Here is an 18208-nt window from a genome sequence, read left to right on the forward strand (position 1 = left end):
ACAAGATGGAATACTCTTGCAAGGACTACATAAAAATATGTCTAAGCCTATGTCATGGCTGGTCGGTTTTTTCTGATCATGTCCGAGGAGGTGATTTCTGAGCGCAGTTATGCCTAGAGAACGGCAATGACCTCGAATAGGGAGCGATTGTCATTCGCGGGCACATTTTTGCTGACAAACTGGGTAACGCAATATTCGCACGGATTGCTAACGCCGCGTTGACCAACTCGTTTCCCTTCGTGGGCCGAGTGATCTAATCGATAAACTTCAGATTTATTCCAATTGTGAAATATTCAAGATTGCACGAATGCCTATGACCGTAGCAAAAAACCAAGCAGTCACTTTGCTGCGCGGCACTCGGCCATGAATAAGAACATATGGCAAAATCACGTTTTTGCCATATGTTTTTCGATAGGTTTCAATTCACCACCGATAGGAAATCATACCATCGCGCCGTTGCAAAATAACTGATTAATCTTTCTTCGTGGAACTTATAGTAATATGGGCGCCTGCTTATTCCTATCTGTTCAGCTTGTACAACCCATCCGCTCTTTGTCCTTCTTACCGCGTTTACCTTTTCCAATTCGGGAAGAACTGTCCTCTGAAAGAAGGCCGGATTGATTGAAAGAGATGCTAAAAACTCCTCCTTCACGAATACAAAGTGTGCATCCTTTTGCTTTTTTCTGAAACCAAATGCGCATTGGTTTGCATCAGCCAGCTGGCCTTTTTGAACCTCCGGGAATTCCAGAATAGCGCTGAAAAAGCTGTTCAGTCCCGTGGTAACCTCCTGGCTTTCACTAGTGGTTTCGAGAATGCCACCATCAGCTCGAGGAAGACAAATCCAAGAAAGTGCGCGGAAAATATCCTCACGGGTTAAGGTAAGGTAATGAACCGCCCCGGGTTTGTCGGAGACCCTTTCGTATAAATTATGCTGTCATGGCTGGTTCGTCCAGCATTGCCCAATACTGTTCCTTGGCACCTAAGCCGAAGTCAGGCAGAAATTCCACTTACACCCGCCGTCCAGATTTCCCGAGCCTCCTCTAACGACGCTTCTACACTGAAGTGACCTCGGCCTTCCATTTGTCCGGTCGTTCACCGGTAATGTTACATCGGCTTGTGCATTTGCCACGCTTCAGATAGGAAATTTGCCATACTTTGGGGCTTGGTTTTAAAAGGGGCAATTCGCCATGTCAGGCGCAGCAACAAGAATAAAGAAAATCAATTACAATATATTACTATTATCATTCCCAACCTTGATCTTGATTTTATTTTCATTGGGCGCGCCCTTATATAAAGGCAGTATTTTCTCATTCTTGGTATTCGGGGTTATAGCGATTACATATGGTATGACGGCGCTGGTTTGGCGCCCCTCAGTATTCTTATCGACAGTCGCTTTGTTTCTTTCTTTAGGCTTCTTTATCAAGTTTCTTTCTTTGAATTCGTTCGGGATGGACCTTATCGAACCGGTGGGCCAATTCGATGGCAGCGCCGCACATTGGGATAAGGCACTTAGTTTTGCATCAGCAGGCCTTCTTGGAGCTTTCCTGGCTAATATCGTCAGCCATTTTGCTCCATCTACGAGACACATAGCCCTTTCCTCATTCTCAATTCCCACCACAACGCGGCCAGTTCTCAGACTTTTACTGGCAGTACTTATGTTTACTGCAATTATAATATACGGCATCAACCTTCGGTGGAATGTGTTACGCATTGGCTACCCATCAGGTATAGATTTTCCGTTTCCCCTTTACCCGATATTGGCTTTTATCATTACCTGGGGAGCGCTTATCGGGGCGCTAACACTCACGTGTTGGCTCCAAGATTCAAACAGGCCCGCATCGCCTTTGTTGTTTTATATTTCCGGCATCGTCGGCTTCATGGCATCGTTTACGATGGGAAGTCGGGTTCAGTTTCTGTTGTATGTATTTGCGGCAACTCTGGTTGTCATCAGCAGAGACGGCCTCAAAGCAATATTCCGCATCCCGATGCTCATCGCATTATTTGTCTGCGGGCTCTTATTCGGCCTATCGATCGCCGCCGTCAGCCTTCAACGCAGCTTTGACTTTATGCCGCCTGTGACTACAGCGCCCCCGTCAGATGTAAACCAAGGAAATGAGCCAACGACCGGCGCGCCCGAAATATCAATTGTGCCGCACACAGCGGATAACGCTCCCAAGAGCAGCGCCGCCATCGAGCCATACCCAGCAGTGCCTACCACCACTCCTTTAAATTCGAGCCCACCGCTGAGTGAAGTGGAAGTTGGGCCAACGATGAGCTTGCGCATTCAGTTTATCGTGCATGAACTGAAGTCACTTCTTATCATGCGATGGGTCGGCTTAGAGGGTGTCATGACTACCGCAGGTTCGTATGAAAACCTCGGGATGCCGTTATTCAAAACAGCGTTAAGCGAAGATCCTAGCATGGGTACTGCAGGGATCTATCAGCACATGTCCGGCGACCTTTATGCTGATGTAAAAGGTTTTGTATTTCTTACCTTGCCTGGGCCAATCGGCATCGCTTCGTATACAGGCAATTTGGTGCTTATTACCGCCTTTGTGTTCGTGACCATGCTTCTGGGTCACGCACTGGAAGTTTATAGTGCGAGGGTGACACGGAACATTGGCTGCACGACGGCCGTGGGGGTATCCCTAGCCTATCTGTTCGTGCAAATGGGCTTTCCTTGGACTCTTTTTATCTATTGTGTCGAGCTTTCTCTGGCCGTCGGTTTCATCGCCCTTGTCAGATTTGCGCTCGTCAAGTTTCCTGTCAACCGCGAGAAAACACTGTCCGTGCAAGCGTAACACAAGCAGCTATGCCACGCTTGCTCCAAATCGATTGCGGTCTGGAAATGACCGCTTTCGCCATTCGTCTTGACGCCGTGAATATCCGCCCCGATTTTGAATGAACGATAGAAGACAAAAGAAGCGCATTTGCATGAGCAGCCCCGCGATAGCCTGCCAGGTGTGGTTGAGAAAAGACTGAGAGTTTACCCTCAACAATATCCAGTGGTTCTTCGGCGCGGGCAACACTGACAGGCCGATAGCTCGCCGATTCATCGTGAATACGAAAACAAGCCAGAGGTTCTGGAAGATGCAAAAAACTGCCAATGGACGCCAATCTAAGAAAGAACTCTAAATCCGGCATCTGTCTCAGATCCGTTCGCCATGGCCCTACTCGCTCATAAGCGGCCCGCACGAAGAATGCGCCCGGTCCCGGCAGGCAGTGCAACTGGGCATACAACTCATATTCCGAATAATCCGGCGGTGTTACCAATCCAGTTGTCTGGCCTTGCGCGTTAATCACGTAGAAGTCTGGATAAACGAGCACAGAGCCAAGACTATCGCTCAATACATTCACACACCGCTCCACGGCGTTTGGAAGCAGACGATCATCAGCGCTCAGATATGACAAGATCGAACCGGATGCAGCGTTCCAGCCATTCTTCAACGCCACGCTTTGCCCTTGGTTTGTTTGCCGGATGAGTTGAACCCGACCCAGAAATTTGGCAGCTATTTCATAAGAACAATCGGTCGAACCATCATCAACGACTATAACTTCCATTTCCGTATAAGTCTGCTCGAGCAGACTTGTGATCGCCTCAGCAAGATATTTTTCACAATTATAAACCGGAACCACGACACTTACTTTTGGCATTCTCATTTAAGCTGCCCTGCCATAGTAACAAGATCGTCTGCGATTTTACTCCATGCATAGTGTCTCTGCACATATCCGTACCATCGCTGACCCTGTTGCTTGCGTTCGCTGTTCTCCAGCATTGATTTAAGAGCATGCGCGAGCGCATCAATGTCACAAGCACAAATCACGCCGGCATCAATTTCTTCGACGACTGAAAGGCCGCATTGATCTGTAGCGACAACTGGAAGACCTGATGCACCCGCCTCCAAGGCGACAAGTGACATGGCTTCAGCGCGTGACGGAATAGCAAGGAACAGCGCCTCGCGATAAAGCTCCGTGCGCTGCGTTTCATTGACAAAGCCCAGAAAACGGATGCGCTGGGTCAGCCCCATTTCCATAGCCCGAGCTTGAAGCCTCTCTTGGAGTCCCAGATCGGGGCCAGCGAGCACCAGACTTATGTCAGGATAATGTTTTGCAATGATCCCAAACGCATCAACAAGAAGATCCGGACCCTTGATATGTGCGAGCCTACCTACAAAAAGGATATAAGAGCCAGCCGGCGTTTCCCCGACCGGGGCATCGGTCGACCCGATGGGGCCAGCAATAGCACCATTTGGCAAAACGACAATGCGATCCGCAGGCAAATGCAGCTCGTCCACGAATTGCTGCTTCTCCAGCTCGGTAATGGCGAGAATTTTGACAGCTTTTCCAAGCAATAACCAACCCAAAAGTCGGTGGAATAGCTTCGCCACGGGACGGGCTTCCTTCAGCAAGGCCAGTTCACCGGCCGGGCATAAGAGAAATGGTTTATTCGCTAGGAAGGCTATAAACGCCGTCAAGACGGACAGAAGATTCCAGTATCCCAGAATATGAACGATCTCAGCCCTGTTTACCAAACTCCACAAACGCCACGGAGAAACAAATGGTATTGTGAATCTGATCCGAGCCGACCCGGTTATGTAAATTCGTGCGCCGTCTGCCGCCAATTCATCGGCTATCGAACCGGCTTCAATCGTCGCGACAGAACATTCGTGTCCCGCCGCAATCAACGCTTTCGTTAATTGCCGGGTTCTCTCAGCCGTTCCCGCACCGCGTTCGCTATCCAGGGATACACAGGTGAGCAGCAATCTCATTGGACGCCTCTAAACGCCAGTTTCTCAAGGTACAAGTCAAGCTCGGTAGCAAAATCGGGACGCTTAATGCCCGCCCGCTCCAGCAGCTCAGTGGAAAAGCGTCGTCTAGGTAAAACCGTAGACTGCCCCCGTGCTTTCAATGCCATTTCTAAACAGAAAGAGGGAAATTGTGGCACGCTGTCCAAATTCCCTCTGCCACAGACGTGAAGAATTCTTTCATGCATATATGCAAAATTGTTGCGTTCATCATCGTCATCCGTAACGAGCAGTGTGCTATATTTCCCCGTTTGAACCAGCGCATGTTTGACCGCAGATAGCACAGATGCCACGCTCACTAGATGCATGCGGCGGCGTCCATAAAGTGCTCTTCTCAAGCCAAGTTTCCACAAAGGTGCAGCTTGAGCCTCATTGAAAAATGAAATGACATTACGCCCGCCCTCGCCGTAAACAGCACCCAATCGCAATACGGACAGAGCCATTGAAGAAGCACGAAGTAAATCCTCAATCTGACAATGTTCCTGAGCGTAAGCGCTATCCGGCATAGGCGCGCTCTCCTCATCAATAAACTGGGCATGGCTCCCGTTATAAATATCTATGGAACTGAGATGGACGAGGCGCTTTATGCCTGCCTGGCCAAGGGCGGGGAGAAGAGTTTTCAAAAAATCCAGACACCAACCACTGCCGTCGGGTCGCAACATATTGATTGCAACGTCACAGTTCGACAGCTCTCCCAGTGCTGATCGTAAGTGTCCCTCACGAATATCAACCACATTCACAGAAGCATCGGTAAGCCAGTCTGCCTTACTCCGGTGGACCAGATAGTGCAACTCGCACTCAGGATTCGATGAGAAATCAGCGGCGAACAGCCGTCCCATAAACCCTGTTCCTCCGAGCACGACAATTGAGCGTTGAGATGCTTCGGTCATGATGGAGTAACCTGTACCTGACGTGATTGCGGAGGATGAATTCCAAAAACGGTGGTATCAAGATCGAAACGCCGTCTCGCCTGGAACGCAAAAAGAAACACCTGCAAAATATTGCCTATCGCTATAGCCGCCGCGAGTCCTGCCACGCCAAAATACTCCAACCCGAAAATGGCCAACAGGATTGTAAGCGCCCCCACAACCAAGGTTATCCGCATGGTCAAGACTTGTTGCCCGCCCGTCATCAGCAACATGCCTGCCGCGCCACAAGCTGCATGTACGACCTGTGCAAATCCGAGAATGGCAAACAGATAGTATGCTTCTATATATGCTTCGTTCCAAAAACTGATCAGATAATATCCGAACAAAAGGAAGGCCACATAGGCCGTACTTGCGAGAAAAGTACTGTTTCTTGCCGTTGATGAAACGAGCTTTCGCAGTTCAGTGTTTCTCTGAGTAATTCTATACTCCACTGCGACAGGCGCTAAAGCGGCATTTGCGACAGCCAACGGGAAAAGCAACAGTCCCGAAACACGCGTCGCTATGCCATAAACCGCGACTTCCTTTGCTCCATACCATTGTGAAAGCAGAAGTATATCAGCCTGGGACACCAGAAAAAGTACAAGGGAACTGAGAAGATTGGGGATAGACTTGATTGTAAAAACAACAATTCTTTTTCTGTGGAATCTCTCTCGCGGAAAATCTTTTATTCTTCCAATCAATTTAATAATAGAAAGAATTGATACAACAAATGAACCTGCGAGACCAAAATAAAGAACATTATGAATTTCAGATCTATCTGAAATAATAAATATAATACAAAGATATACCGGTATAAAAAGGCTCGACAAGGTAATTAGATAATTTGCCGCACCGTAAGATCGCAAAGCCCTTAATATTTCACAAACGATTACTGCCTGAGCATTGAAAGCGGCAATCAGAATCACGCAAATCCATATTATGCTGTCAATCGCGCCCAAATTATTCTTCATAAAAAAGAGAATGGCGAAATAGAACCCTGTTAGTAAGGCAGAAATGAGCATGGAAACAAATGTAACGGAAACGATAAAAAAACGCGCCTCCGCCAGTTTATGCTGAGCTACATATGTAGAAAGAAAATGCGGGATGGTAAAAGTAAAGCCGAGTTGCGCAACAGTGGATAAGGCAGCAATCGCGACCTGGGCCTGAAAAAACAATCCTACGGCCGATTGCTCCAGAACCAATGGTAATAACAAGGAGTTTGCTATACCACTGAACAGCAAAATGATCTTGCTCGCAGCCGTCGCGCCGCGCGACTTGGTGAAGCTTAGCTCTTTCAAGCTGCTAACAGTCTTCTCAGACGAGCGAGGGAAATTGGGGGCCTTTTCTAAAGCCATCAGCCAGGACACTTCCGCAAGTTATTCCCGTGCTTGGCCAGATCTTCGAGAATATGCTCCAGCTTATCCACGATACGCATGAAATCAAATTCCCGCTGATAATAAGCACGCCCCGCCACCCCCATTTGCAGGCGCTCTTCTTGTGACATTTCGATGAGACTTGCCACGGCTTCGGCGAGCTTTGCGCTATTGCCAGCCGGGCATGTGATCCCGGCACCGGAATCTTGAATGATACGAGCACCTTCGCCATCGAGCATTCCGAGCAATGGCACGCCCGCAGCCAGATATGACTGCACTTTGCTCGGTACAGTCAGCGCGAAAAGTGGCTCTGCTTTCAGCGAAACAAAAAGAGCGTCCGCTGCACCATGGAAGCGTGGCATCGCCTCCGGCGGAAAAACACCATGCAAACTGACTCTATGCGTCAAACGGCGTTGTTCCAACTGCGCTCTGAACCATTCGGCTATCCTGCCATCACCGACGAAATTCCAGTGCAGATCATCGCGATGAGCCAGCGTTGCTATCGCATCAAGCACCGTTGGAAAATCTTGCGCCTCACCAATATTGCCGAGATGATAGATGTGAAAGACGGATTTTTTTCCCCGTTTGTCCGCACATTCGGCTCCATCACCAGGTGGCGCCCAGTTTGGCAGATAGCTCACCGGAATATGTGTCGGCACCTGTTGCTGCAGACGCGGCAGAAACGCTTGGGATTGAGCAAGTACATGGTCTGTGCGTTTGTAAACCCAGGAAAGAAATCTATCGGCCCAACGCAGAATCCGCTTTGATCGAACAACACCCATTGCATCCAGCGTATCCGGCCACAGATCCTGAATCCAGAATACTGCTGGCGCACGTTTCAGCCGACGCAACACAACACTCGGCAACCCAATGGTTGCCGGCGATAATTGAAAGACCAGCACCGCATCAAAGGCCCGGCCCCGCAGTTTCCAAGCACCCAGCGTAGCCGCCGACAGGGCAAAGCTGAGATAATTGCCAACGAGACTGATAGTCCGATGACCACGCGCCACAAGAGGCACCCTGACAATATCCGTATTGCCAATTTTGTTCCATTGACGCGGCGAGTTTCGGAACTCCGCAAAAATTTTGCCGTCTGGATAGTTCGGCAACCCGGTCAAAACGCAAAGTTCATGCCCACGCCGCTCCAGCTCCACGACAAGTTCGTTGATGCGAAAGTTCTCAGGCCAGAAGTATTGACTGAGGATGAGAAGGCGCATGTCCTCACCCCTTTCGCCAGACGTAGTTGTTCACGTAACTGGTATAGCTATGCAGAATGCGCAGCACCTTCTGCGAGACATTGTCCACGTCATAATCGTTTACCAGACGCATCAATCGCGCCTCTCCTACCGGCTGACGTTCCAAAATAGCCAGTCCCTGAAGGACCCGCTCCAGCTCAAGGCCAACCATCATGACAGCTCCCTCTTCCATGCCTTCTGGACGTTCATGCGCTTCACGCAGGTTGAGCGCCCGAAGATTGAGAAGGGAAGCTTCCTCGGTAATGGTGCCGCTGTCAGACAAAACGGCTTTCGCATTTATTTGGAGCCAGACATAGTCCAGAAAGCCGAGGGGCTTTAACAGGCGTACATTGGCCGAAAATTCGAGTTGCAATTCATCGATACGTTTGCGCGTGCGCGGGTGTGTTGAGACAATAACTGTGCGCTCAAGCGCCAGATGGTTGAGAATTTCCGCCAAGCGAGCCAACTGGCGTGGGTTATCGACATTCTCCTCGCGATGCGCACTGACCAAATAAAAGTCACCCGCTTTCACATCCATATCCTGCAAGACCGTGGAAGCTTCTATCTGTGTGCGATAATAGCGGAGTACCTCACCAAGTGGACTCCCGGTCTTGATGACCCGGTCAGGTGCCACCCCCTCGCGCAGAAGATATTCGCGCGCTATATCACTGTAAGTGAGGTTAACATCCGAGATGTGATCGACAATCTTGCGATTTATTTCCTCGGGGACCCTTTGATCAAAACTACGATTGCCCGCTTCCATATGGAAAATCGGAATCTTTCGCCGTTTCGCCGCAATGGCTGTCAGAGCGCTGTTTGTATCACCTAGGATTAGCACCGCTTCCGGTGCTTCTGTTTCAAGCAACGGATCAATCGCGGTAATAACCTGACCGATAGTCGCTGCCGGTGTTTCGCGAGCCGCATCAAGGAAATAATCCGGTCGTCGAACTTGTAGTTGCCGAAAGAAAACTTCATTCAACTCATAGTCATAATTCTGACCGGTATGCACAACACTATGATCGCAGAATTCATCGAGCAGCGGAATGATGCGTGAGAGCCGGATGATCTCTGGTCTCGTGCCCACGATCGTCATCACCTTGAGCTTCTTCATCGCTTTCACCTCTTTCCTTCGCGAAGAGGCTTGTAGTGCTGAATGTAGTCGAAATGCATATCGGCGATCAGCTTCTCCCAAGCAGGAGGTTGATAATTCAATATCAGGCGAAGGCGGTCTGAGTTCAGAGAACGGTCCAGACGAGGATGCATACTGCGGGAGATATCCACTTGATGCCCATATGCGGACGCAACCAGACGAAGTAGACGGTCCTTGTCGATCGGCGCGGCACTTAAATGATAAAGGCCCTGCAGCCCACCATGCGGCAAGATATAATGTTCGATCAAACGAGCGATCTCGATTGTCGGAAGTCCGGAAAAGATAACTCCCGCATAACCCGAAACAGATGAATCCGTATGAAGAAACCAATCCACGAGACTTAAATAATTGGCCAATTCATGTCCGATCAGAGATGTCCGCAAGGTCAAATGCCTGCCGTAATTCACCTCTCCAAGATGCTTGGACCGACCATACAGATCATCCGCATCAGCATGATCAGCTTCTCGATAGTTCCCAGAGTCACCTGCAAATACACAATCAGTCGAAAAATGAATCAGTCGCGCGCTATGAGCGTCGCACCAGCTTGCTAACTGATGTGGCAACAAGGCGTTGATCGCAACTGCTTTTTCGACATTCAAAGATGCTTCTCGCTGCTTGATCAATCCCACACAATTCAGGATAACATCCGGCTTAATCGAATTGAGTGCAGCCAACAGTCTTGTGTTATCAAGAACGTCGATATGCCCGTGCAGAGTTGCCAGACGCACATCCGGCAACATACTTACATCACCGCGAAGCGTACCATGAACTTTGTAGTCTGCGCTCAGACTCAAGCTGCGTAAAAGGGTATAGCCGAGCATACCGTTGGCGCCCAGAATAAGCACCTTGATCATGCAGCATCATCCACGGCTTGAAACTCACCCTTCAGGGCCTTTCGAACCACACTCAGCTCCAAAAGAAGTGATTTGGCTTCCTCAACACTAAGTTGATCCGTGTTATCAGAGCTGTAGTCATCGGCCCGAGTAATCTCCGAGTGCCCCTCTTCGAAGAACTTCGCGTAATTCAAATCCCGGTTATCAGGTGGAATGCGATAGTAGCCACCAAGGTCTTCTGCCAGCGCCATTTCTTCCCGGCTCAAAAGCGCTTCACTGCGTTTTTCGCCATGTCGCGTTCCAATAATCTTGATGGGATAGTTCGGTACATTTAACAGTTCGCACAATGCTCGAGCGAGCGTGGCCAACGACGCCGCTGGCGCCTTCTGTACATATATGTCCCCGTTCGAACCATTCGTAAACGCAAACATGACAAGTTCAACCGCTTCCTCAAGCGTCATCATGAAACGCGTCATGCTCGGATCTGTCAGCGTCAGAGGTATCCGCTGTCGGATCTGGTCTATAAAGAGGGGAATAACCGAACCGCGCGATCCCATCACATTCCCGTAACGCGTCGTGCAGATCGTCGTTCCCGAATTGCCTAATTCTCTCGCCTTGGCATTGGCGACCTTCTCCATCAACGCTTTGGAGATACCCATTGCACTCACAGGATAAACTGCTTTATCCGTACTAAGGCAGACCACTCGGCGAACATTGCAGGCCTGCGCAGCGTTAATCATGCACTCGGTGCCCAACACATTTGTACGCACGGCTTCCATCGGATAAAACTCACAGGACGGAACCTGCTTAAGAGCAGCCGCATGGAAGACATAGTCCACGCCACGCAACGCACCTGCCAAGCTGTTATAATCTCGAACATCGCCCAAATAAAACTTCAGCTTCGGACTAGCGTACCGAAGCCTCATATCATGTTGTTTCTTTTCATCACGACTGAAAATTCGGATTTCACTTAGATCACTGTGAAGAAAGCGGTCCAGCACCGCATTTCCGAATGACCCGGTCCCCCCCGTGATCAGCAAACACTTGTCTACTAACATCCCCGCCCCAATCTTATTGAATCTGCGTTTACAGCTAAGAATCACTACTCCCATCTGCTCTGTTGCATAGATTGAGCTCTGGGTGCAATAATTCTATGTAGGTGCTTGAGAAGAAGGCGTGGGCGCAGTGATCGTATCTGGGCCTACCCCGCAAACCATTGCGCAAAACAAAGACAATTCCGCTTAGAACCAACCGGCCGTCAACGCGGAAATTCCATGAGATAGCGGAACGTGCAACCCGATAGGCCGCATTTGCGCCGTCGATAAAAGCATCAAGTCACCTACCTCACAATTTCCTTTTGATCAGAGTGAATTGCAACACGGAAGGCGCCGCAAAGTAGATGGCGGATTCTGAATCTATTCTCCATTCAAGAACAAATGGGCCGGGGAACCTTCTCCTCCGTATTTCAATACTTGACAACCGAGTTGCCAGATATAGACAGTGGTATGGAATTTATTCTGTGGCAATCCACTATTATCGCAGCGGTTTATCTTGCAACATTCCTCGTCGCACCGATCGCACGGGCCTTGATTGGGCACGAAACACCTGCAGGACGAAACCAAGCGCTGGACGCGATGCGGGCGCTCGCTGCGGTCGGTGTCGTCGCATGCCACATTAATCAGTACATGTCTGAATTCCTCGGCTACGCGAACCCCGTCTTTGGCAACCACTTGGGCATCCTCGGGGTTCAAATGTTCTTTGCGCTGACTGCCTTCCTTTTTACCGAAAAAGCGCTGAGCGGACGGCTGGAAACAAAGGCATTCTATATTGGCAGAATGCGTCGAATCTTGCCGCTTTATTGTGCAGTGGTTGGAGTAGCGCTCGCCATGGCATTTTACTATTCATGGCACATCACAATTCCGGCTCGGCAAATGGCTCTTGAGATTGTGGACGTTTTTTCCTTCGGCTTTTGGAAAACTGACACGATAACATTCCGCGACATCAATATGATGTCTCTCATTGGGATAACCTGGACGCTGAGCTATGAGTGGGCCTTCTACATGCTTCTCGTTCCGGGCTACTATCTATACCGCGAAAGCACAATGGGGCGGTTCGCTATAATGGCGGCCGTGTCCATTCTCCTCCTACGTGATTTTTACATTCAAAATGAGCAGGTTATTTGGCCTTTCTTCCTGCCTGGTATAGTCGCGGCCCTGCTGAAAGACCGAATGTCCGCCGTATTCAGCAAAGCATTCTTGCTCGCTTCCTTGCCCGCAATCGCCCTCGTTTTCTGGCTTCCCGGGTTTTGGACCCCCATCAAACTCGCTTTGACTACAATCATATTTTTTGGGGTAGTTTTCGGCGCCCCTCGCTGGTTGCGCTGGGCGCCTCTTCAAACGCTAGGCACCATCAGCTACAGCATATATCTCGTGCAGTATCTTGTTCTCTATCCCGGCATCCAGACTATATATACTTCTCCCGCGTTCGCTTCCATCGAGGCCCGTTTGGCTATGGGAGTGTGTATCGCTGTTACAACGGTGCTTGTTGCTGCACTGGCCTATCGCTTCATTGAACGTCCATGGATGAATGTCTCGAAATCCCCGGGGACTGGCGATAGTGGCGATTTTCCTACGTCGGCGACGGCATTGAAACCGGTCGAAGCACAGCTCGTGTGATGAAGCATTCAATGCCGCCGGTGGATATTTGCACTGTTGGAAATAACCTCTCCCCGTTTCGGGCCGGCGTGACCCTGTTGCGGGATCAGTTCTGATCTAGTAGCGAGCCGCTTTTCGCATTATCAGGATGACCAACGAGGCGGCGTACAAAGAAACCTTGCGTCGACAAGGCTCAATTATTTGGCTGAATGAAGCGGCACGTTGCCTATGGTCTGCGGCGTGCTGAAAGCTACGCGGTGGCCAACCCAAATACGCCGCAGACATTTTGTTGGTATTGAAAATATAAATGTGCTTTCTCCTTCAGCTGCTCACTTCGGGAACGGGATCGACCCAGTACGGTCAGGACTGTCCGGGATCATATCGCTGATAAATCCGACAAGGATCGTGGCTTTATTGAACTGCCGCAGATCACCTATCAGCTTGCGATGAATGCGGGCGCTTGTACGCCTGTGTGCTCATGAATGAACTGCACTTGACCATCGAGCCTTTCGCCAATTGTGCCCGATATAACCATACTGTTGAGTGCTGCTCAGGCCATTGATAAGCTGGCACAACTCAAGGCCATCATATTTATCGGATTGCAAGAATGGGCACACACCGGTCATACTCATTGAACGCTAGTATTAAGAATAAGAAAATATATGGACCGACTGCGCAATCCCTATTACCTAACTCATCTAATACACTAAATTAGGGGTAGGGATTCTTTGCAGAAAAACAGTGATATCGAAGCGCTGCGGGGTTATGCTATAGCTATCACCTTTGTAGCTCATTTGGATGGCCTATTTATAACTTGGAAGCCCGCACTCTCGGTGTTCTGGCTTGGCGGAGGCGTCGATCTTTTTTTCAGTATTTCCGGATTTCTAATAACAGCGGGTTTGATGCGATCAATCGGTTCGCAGACGAGGTTTTCTGTCTACGCGCCAAAATTCTGGCTACGACGTATATTTCGAATATGGCCGGCAGCTATATTCTGGTCAACATGCTATCTGATCGTCGCGAATATAATTATATATTCAGAAGATCTGAATTATCGAGGTATAATTCTGAAAACTGGATTTTTTCTTTAGCTAATTTACAGAATATTTACATTTACTATTGTGCAAATTTTGAAGCAATTAATTGTAAACCGACAGCCCTTTGGCATTACTGGAGTCTTTCACTGGAAGAGCAGTTTTATATATTTATGCCTATCTTAATTTTTATCGTCCCTAATCGTAGAATACTTATTCTACCCTTCCTCGCTTTGGCTATCTGGCAGAGCTGTACCATTCGGCCATGGGGACAATTATTGTGGTTTATCAGAACGGATGCCCTACTCTACGGAGTAGTGGTGGCCCTGATCATCCATTTCTACGCTGAAAAGGTGAATATATTAAGATCCGCAGTGCCCAGGCGGGCATGGCAAGCTCTGTTGGGACTGGCAATCGTGGCATTGATCGCAGTGTCCCAACCATCTGTAATGCCTCATTATATGGGGCTGGTCGCGGTCGTTGCAGGCTTAATAGTTTTTATCGCCTCGGGGCATCAGAGTCTGCTTACCTCCAGACCTTCGTTTAGAAGATCGGCAGAATATGTCGGAACCAGATCCTATTCTTTATATTTGGTACATATGCCGGTTATAGCTGTGGTACATCACTTCTTGATTGAGGATGGCCTAATTCTTGGTGAGGGGCAAAGTTTCGGTCAAATTCTCGGGCTTTTAGCTGTCATCGCGATTTCGCTGGGATTGTCTGAGTTTTCATATCAGATTATTGAGGATCCGCTCCGCAGATATGGGAGAACGCTTTCCGAAAAATGGTCTGTGTCGTCGGCCAAGGTGTTTAGTTCCAACATGTGATGGCTTGACTTTCGGGTGAGTATTTTCGGCTTTCCGCCCCTAATCTGCTGAATAGCCTCGAAAGGCGCTTTGAAGCGCAGTGCTTTGAGCTACTTAGCGTAGTTGTAAGCCAAAAGCCAATCGTGAAGAACATCGTGCCCCAAAACAAACAGAAATACCGGCCCATTTTAAACGGAGCACGTCAGTTAGGAAAAGCCCCGGCGCGGCTATCGGCTTCCAACTCCTCGCCATTTCCAGGCTGGGATGAGAGGTGGCTCGGTTTGTCTGAACAGCTTCGGGCGTTTCGTTAAATTGACGTGATCGACGGCACACAACTGTGTTCTGCTGGGGGAAGAGCAATAGAGTTCACCAGTGCCCTCAATGATGACAAGTCGCTGATAAGGAACCGCCTCGACCGTTGGCCAGAGGACGCCATGCAGGGCGCACTATTCTCGAGCCGTTGTTGATCTATCACAGCGATCTGGAAGGCGATCGCAGCATAAGTGCGTCCAGAGATAAGCCAACCTTCATCCAAAGCAGATTCATTGCAACGGAACCTTCGCGTCGCCCCTCATCATTGAAGTTATCAAGAACATTCAACAGCCAACACTACCTGCTGTTTTCCAGTCGGACCGTATGGAATCCATCTACCGAACCATATTGGGCTGATCCGGCACTCTAAATATATCAGGTTTGTTCGGCTGCGAACGCTAGCGGGCCATGATCGTCAAGTTCAGTTCCGGTCCGTGGTTATCGGGTGGCTTATCATGATTTCACAATTATCGATGCGGCCCTTGCACGTGCCAACTGCGCCTGTTCGTTCTGACCAAGCGTGCTGAGAACTTCTCCATAACCAGTCCACGACCAGCTCGAATGCGCCTTATGGCCGAGACGTTCTGCGAAGAGTGCCCTTGCACGCAGTGTGTCGCTGCTGGATTTGGCTGCATCGAGCAGGATCATATGAAATACATCTCGTTGCGCCCGACTACCCCCAATCCGGTCCAGCTTGTAACGAACCGGTTCCATAGTCGCCACAGCCTCGCCAAAGCGGCTAGCCCGAACCAGTTTCAGGCTTTTTGCAAGCGCTAGCCCGGACTCCGCGCAGATTTGGGCCTGCGTACCGTCCAGTGTCGACCATTCCGTTATGTTTGAGATCATTCGGTCGGCCGCTTCGCGATCGCCGCCAGCAATAAGCGCCATGAGATAGTGGAGCGACACGAAAATCAAGTCTGTATCGTTGACATGGCGACGCGCGACATCCAGAAGCGATTCCCAACGTTTGCCTATATCAATGCCGAACATTTCCAGTCGCCACAACAACGACGATGCATTGCAAATGTCGAGATAAAAATCCGACTCGATATCCGATACAATCTGCTCATCATACAACCGCAATACCGTCTGGAATTCACCGCGTTCCAGATGATAGAGACACCGGTGCCAATAGAGGTGGAACCGGAAATTGTTGACGGAAGACCAACTGTCTTCGAGACCCATGACCCACTCGATGCCTTCTTCCGTTCTTTCAGTCATCTCCAGAACGTGGGCTACCGAATGCACGGACCATGCATCCGCTGGATTTCGCTCGACTGCCATCCGACCGTATTTCTCCGCAGAGAAATATTCGCCGTTTTCCTCAAGACCAAAGGCATACATTCCAAGCAGGAAGCCATAATCTCGATGGTCGCGAGACCAGAGCGGCAGGATACGCGCCATGGAATCACGCATCCTGCGTGGATCACCGGAATAGAAATGCGTAAAATGTGCTAGACGCAAAGCAAGACCATCCAGAGGATGATCGAGCAATATCCCTTCCCATACCCCTGTCGCCTTTTCAAGATCGCCAGCACACCAATGCGCCAGTGCAGCGGCATGCGCGCGCTCGCGATCATTTGCGCCAGTTTGATTGAGTAACTCACCCATCTCGCTGGAAATGACCTTCGCTCTTGCCGAATGATTTGAACTGCCGATCAGCTTGGCAAGATAGCCTTTGGCACATCGCGCCATAGGCATATCGGGGTCACTTTCTGTCAGCGCCTTGATTAGACCGCCTGTGTCGCGGCGAAAGCCCATATAGGCAGAAGTAAAATTGCTGAATGCGGTAGCGCTATCGCTTGATGTCGCCGTAAAGGCGAGCCCGTCTGAATTTTCAAATTGTCTCACGGTGCGATCCTCACATGGCACTTGCAACATTGAGCGGGGCATCCTGCCGGGCTGGCAGCGCCTCCTTTTGCAGATACCCATCCCGCGTTTGCGGTGTCTTCATTCCCATAACCACACCGGCCACCTGTGTGCGCAGAATCTGTGCGGTGCCACCAGCTATGCTGAACATGCGAGCATCACGCACCATGCGCTCCAGTGGCAGGTTACGAGAATAACCCATGGCACCATGAATCTGGAGTGCGGCACTAGTTACTGACTGCGCTGCTTCGGCAGCGAGAATTTTGGCCTGCGCTGCGGCACAGATCTCCGGGAATCCATCATCCAGAGTCCCTGCGGCGGACCGGAGCAACCCGCGTGCAGCAGCTATTGAAATCGACATATCCGCGATCATCCATTGCAGCCCCTGGAATTCAGCAATGGGGCGCCCGAATTGCTCTCGCTGTTGTGCATAGGTGACAGCGTGCTCATAAGCGCCCTGGGCGATGCCCAATGCGACTGTGCCTGCACCGACACGTTGAGAATTATAGGCACGCATCAGGCCTGCAAAGCCCCGCTTTATACCCTCCGGCGGAATGACGATCATATCCTCGCCGATTTCCATATCTTCGAACAGAATTTCTGTTTCAGGTATTCCGCGAAGCCCCATGGCTGGCTCTCGCTTGCCGATCACCAGACCTGGCGTCTTGTCCCTAACGGCAATAAATCCGGCAATGCCCTTTGATTGACCTCCTTCGACCAGACGGGCAAAGACGAGATGCAACCGTGACACACCTCCGCCAGTGATCCAATGCTTCTTGCCATTGATGATATATTTGTCACCCGTTTTGATCGCAGTCGTGGTCATTTCAGTGGCAGCACTGCCTGCGGCCGGTTCTGTTATGCAAATCGCTGGCTTGTCACCTGCCAAAACAAGTTCGCTGGCAAGATGTTTCTGCTTGTCGGAGCCGTAGCGCATGATCGCGCCAATCGCTCCCATATTGGCTTCGACAGTGATCCGCCCCATTGCCCCACAGCAACGTGACATTTCCTCGATCACCACAACCGCATCGGCATAGCTCAATCCACGACCGCCAAATTCCTTGGGAAGGGTCATCCCCATAAAGCCAGCTTTTGCAAGCTTTTCCACATTCTGCCATGGATAGGCTTCGGTTCGGTCTATTTCTGCCGCCAATGGCCGAAACTCATTTTCCGCAAGGTCGCGGGCTGCGGCCATCAAATCGCTTGTAATCGGGGTTGCGGCAATCATG

14 protein-coding genes are annotated in these 18208 nt (G+C 50.1%); 4 read left to right on the plus strand and 10 right to left on the minus strand.

Translation table 11 applies throughout. The features are described 5' to 3' along the window. Positions 1–1187 precede the first annotated feature (1187 nt). Entirely contained in the window at positions 1188–2801 is a 1614-nt protein-coding gene (locus ACYSN1_RS11565; RefSeq protein WP_461725779.1) for a hypothetical protein, read from the plus strand. On the opposite strand, the gene ACYSN1_RS11570 is transcribed toward ACYSN1_RS11565, so the two are convergent. Genes ACYSN1_RS11570 through ACYSN1_RS11605 form a run of 8 tightly spaced genes read right to left on the minus strand, consistent with a single transcriptional unit; the run spans position 2767 to position 11362 of the window. Further along, the gene (locus ACYSN1_RS11570) at positions 2767–3660 is read right to left on the minus strand and encodes a glycosyltransferase (protein ID WP_461725780.1); all 894 of its coding nucleotides are present in this window, start codon (positions 3658–3660) and stop codon (positions 2767–2769) included. The two genes, ACYSN1_RS11565 and ACYSN1_RS11570, sit on opposite strands and share 35 nt — an antisense overlap. Continuing rightward, entirely contained in the window at positions 3657–4769 is a 1113-nt protein-coding gene (locus tag ACYSN1_RS11575) for a glycosyltransferase (protein WP_461725781.1), read from the minus strand. The genes ACYSN1_RS11570 and ACYSN1_RS11575 overlap by 4 nt, the downstream gene beginning before the upstream one ends. Then, on the minus strand, positions 4766–5695 hold the full coding sequence (locus ACYSN1_RS11580; protein WP_461725782.1) for an NAD-dependent epimerase/dehydratase family protein: 930 nt from the start codon (positions 5693–5695) through the stop codon (positions 4766–4768). Before ACYSN1_RS11580 ends, ACYSN1_RS11575 begins: the two co-directional genes overlap by 4 nt. Continuing rightward, a complete protein-coding gene (locus tag ACYSN1_RS11585; protein WP_461725783.1) occupies positions 5692–7068 on the minus strand; it encodes a lipopolysaccharide biosynthesis protein in 1377 nt (458 codons plus the stop codon). Before ACYSN1_RS11585 ends, ACYSN1_RS11580 begins: the two co-directional genes overlap by 4 nt. Continuing rightward, positions 7068–8303 (minus strand): glycosyltransferase family 4 protein, encoded by a 1236-nt coding sequence (locus ACYSN1_RS11590; RefSeq protein ID WP_461725784.1) that lies wholly within the window; start codon positions 8301–8303, stop codon positions 7068–7070. Before ACYSN1_RS11590 ends, ACYSN1_RS11585 begins: the two co-directional genes overlap by 1 nt. A 4-nt stretch (positions 8304–8307) precedes the next feature. Continuing rightward, positions 8308–9432: a non-hydrolyzing UDP-N-acetylglucosamine 2-epimerase gene (gene wecB, locus ACYSN1_RS11595; protein WP_461725785.1), complete on the minus strand. Its 1125-nt coding sequence runs from the start codon at positions 9430–9432 to the stop codon at positions 8308–8310. A gap of 5 nt (positions 9433–9437) precedes the next feature. After that, the gene (locus ACYSN1_RS11600; protein WP_461725786.1) at positions 9438–10325 is read right to left on the minus strand and encodes a dTDP-4-dehydrorhamnose reductase family protein; all 888 of its coding nucleotides are present in this window, start codon (positions 10323–10325) and stop codon (positions 9438–9440) included. Beyond that, complete coding sequence (locus ACYSN1_RS11605; RefSeq protein ID WP_461725787.1) at positions 10322–11362, minus strand: polysaccharide biosynthesis protein; 1041 nt, start codon at positions 11360–11362, stop codon at positions 10322–10324. The genes ACYSN1_RS11600 and ACYSN1_RS11605 overlap by 4 nt, the downstream gene beginning before the upstream one ends. A gap of 447 nt (positions 11363–11809) precedes the next feature. Between ACYSN1_RS11605 and ACYSN1_RS11610 the strand changes: the two genes are divergently transcribed. The 3 genes from ACYSN1_RS11610 (at position 11810) to ACYSN1_RS11620 (ending at position 14819) form a co-directional block, all read left to right on the plus strand. Continuing rightward, on the plus strand, positions 11810–12979 hold the full coding sequence (locus tag ACYSN1_RS11610; RefSeq protein WP_461725788.1) for an acyltransferase family protein: 1170 nt from the start codon (positions 11810–11812) through the stop codon (positions 12977–12979). 773 nt (positions 12980–13752) lie between these two features. Beyond that, complete coding sequence (locus ACYSN1_RS11615) at positions 13753–14049, plus strand: acyltransferase family protein (protein WP_461725883.1); 297 nt, start codon at positions 13753–13755, stop codon at positions 14047–14049. Next, the gene (locus ACYSN1_RS11620) at positions 13935–14819 is read left to right on the plus strand and encodes an acyltransferase family protein (protein ID WP_461725789.1); all 885 of its coding nucleotides are present in this window, start codon (positions 13935–13937) and stop codon (positions 14817–14819) included. Before ACYSN1_RS11615 ends, ACYSN1_RS11620 begins: the two co-directional genes overlap by 115 nt. Before the next feature lie 744 nt (positions 14820–15563). Here the strand turns inward: ACYSN1_RS11620 and ACYSN1_RS11625 are convergent. Both ACYSN1_RS11625 and acdA read right to left on the minus strand, forming a co-directional pair. Then, complete coding sequence (locus tag ACYSN1_RS11625) at positions 15564–16961, minus strand: tetratricopeptide repeat protein (protein ID WP_461725790.1); 1398 nt, start codon at positions 16959–16961, stop codon at positions 15564–15566. A 10-nt stretch (positions 16962–16971) separates the two neighbouring features. Then, positions 16972–18207: a 3-sulfinopropanoyl-CoA desulfinase gene (gene acdA / locus ACYSN1_RS11630; protein ID WP_461725791.1), complete on the minus strand. Its 1236-nt coding sequence runs from the start codon at positions 18205–18207 to the stop codon at positions 16972–16974. Position 18208: the final 1 nt, after the last annotated feature.

It is taken from the genome of Brucella sp. LJL56 (genome assembly GCF_054871705.1).

Coding starts and splice junctions, on each gene's coding strand:
- ACYSN1_RS11580 (WP_461725782.1), bottom strand. CDS start 5,695: ATGACCGAAGCATCTCAACGCTCAATTGTCGTGCTCGGAGGAACAGGG.
- wecB (WP_461725785.1), bottom strand. CDS start 9,432: ATGAAGAAGCTCAAGGTGATGACGATCGTGGGCACGAGACCAGAGATC.
- ACYSN1_RS11565 (WP_461725779.1), top strand. CDS start 1,188: ATGTCAGGCGCAGCAACAAGAATAAAGAAAATCAATTACAATATATTA.
- ACYSN1_RS11575 (WP_461725781.1), bottom strand. CDS start 4,769: ATGAGATTGCTGCTCACCTGTGTATCCCTGGATAGCGAACGCGGTGCG.
- ACYSN1_RS11605 (WP_461725787.1), bottom strand. CDS start 11,362: ATGTTAGTAGACAAGTGTTTGCTGATCACGGGGGGGACCGGGTCATTC.
- acdA (WP_461725791.1), bottom strand. CDS start 18,207: ATGATTGCCGCAACCCCGATTACAAGCGATTTGATGGCCGCAGCCCGC.
- ACYSN1_RS11600 (WP_461725786.1), bottom strand. CDS start 10,325: ATGATCAAGGTGCTTATTCTGGGCGCCAACGGTATGCTCGGCTATACC.
- ACYSN1_RS11610 (WP_461725788.1), top strand. CDS start 11,810: ATGGAATTTATTCTGTGGCAATCCACTATTATCGCAGCGGTTTATCTT.
- ACYSN1_RS11590 (WP_461725784.1), bottom strand. CDS start 8,303: ATGCGCCTTCTCATCCTCAGTCAATACTTCTGGCCTGAGAACTTTCGC.
- ACYSN1_RS11570 (WP_461725780.1), bottom strand. CDS start 3,660: ATGAGAATGCCAAAAGTAAGTGTCGTGGTTCCGGTTTATAATTGTGAA.
- ACYSN1_RS11620 (WP_461725789.1), top strand. CDS start 13,935: ATGGCCGGCAGCTATATTCTGGTCAACATGCTATCTGATCGTCGCGAA.
- ACYSN1_RS11585 (WP_461725783.1), bottom strand. CDS start 7,068: ATGGCTTTAGAAAAGGCCCCCAATTTCCCTCGCTCGTCTGAGAAGACT.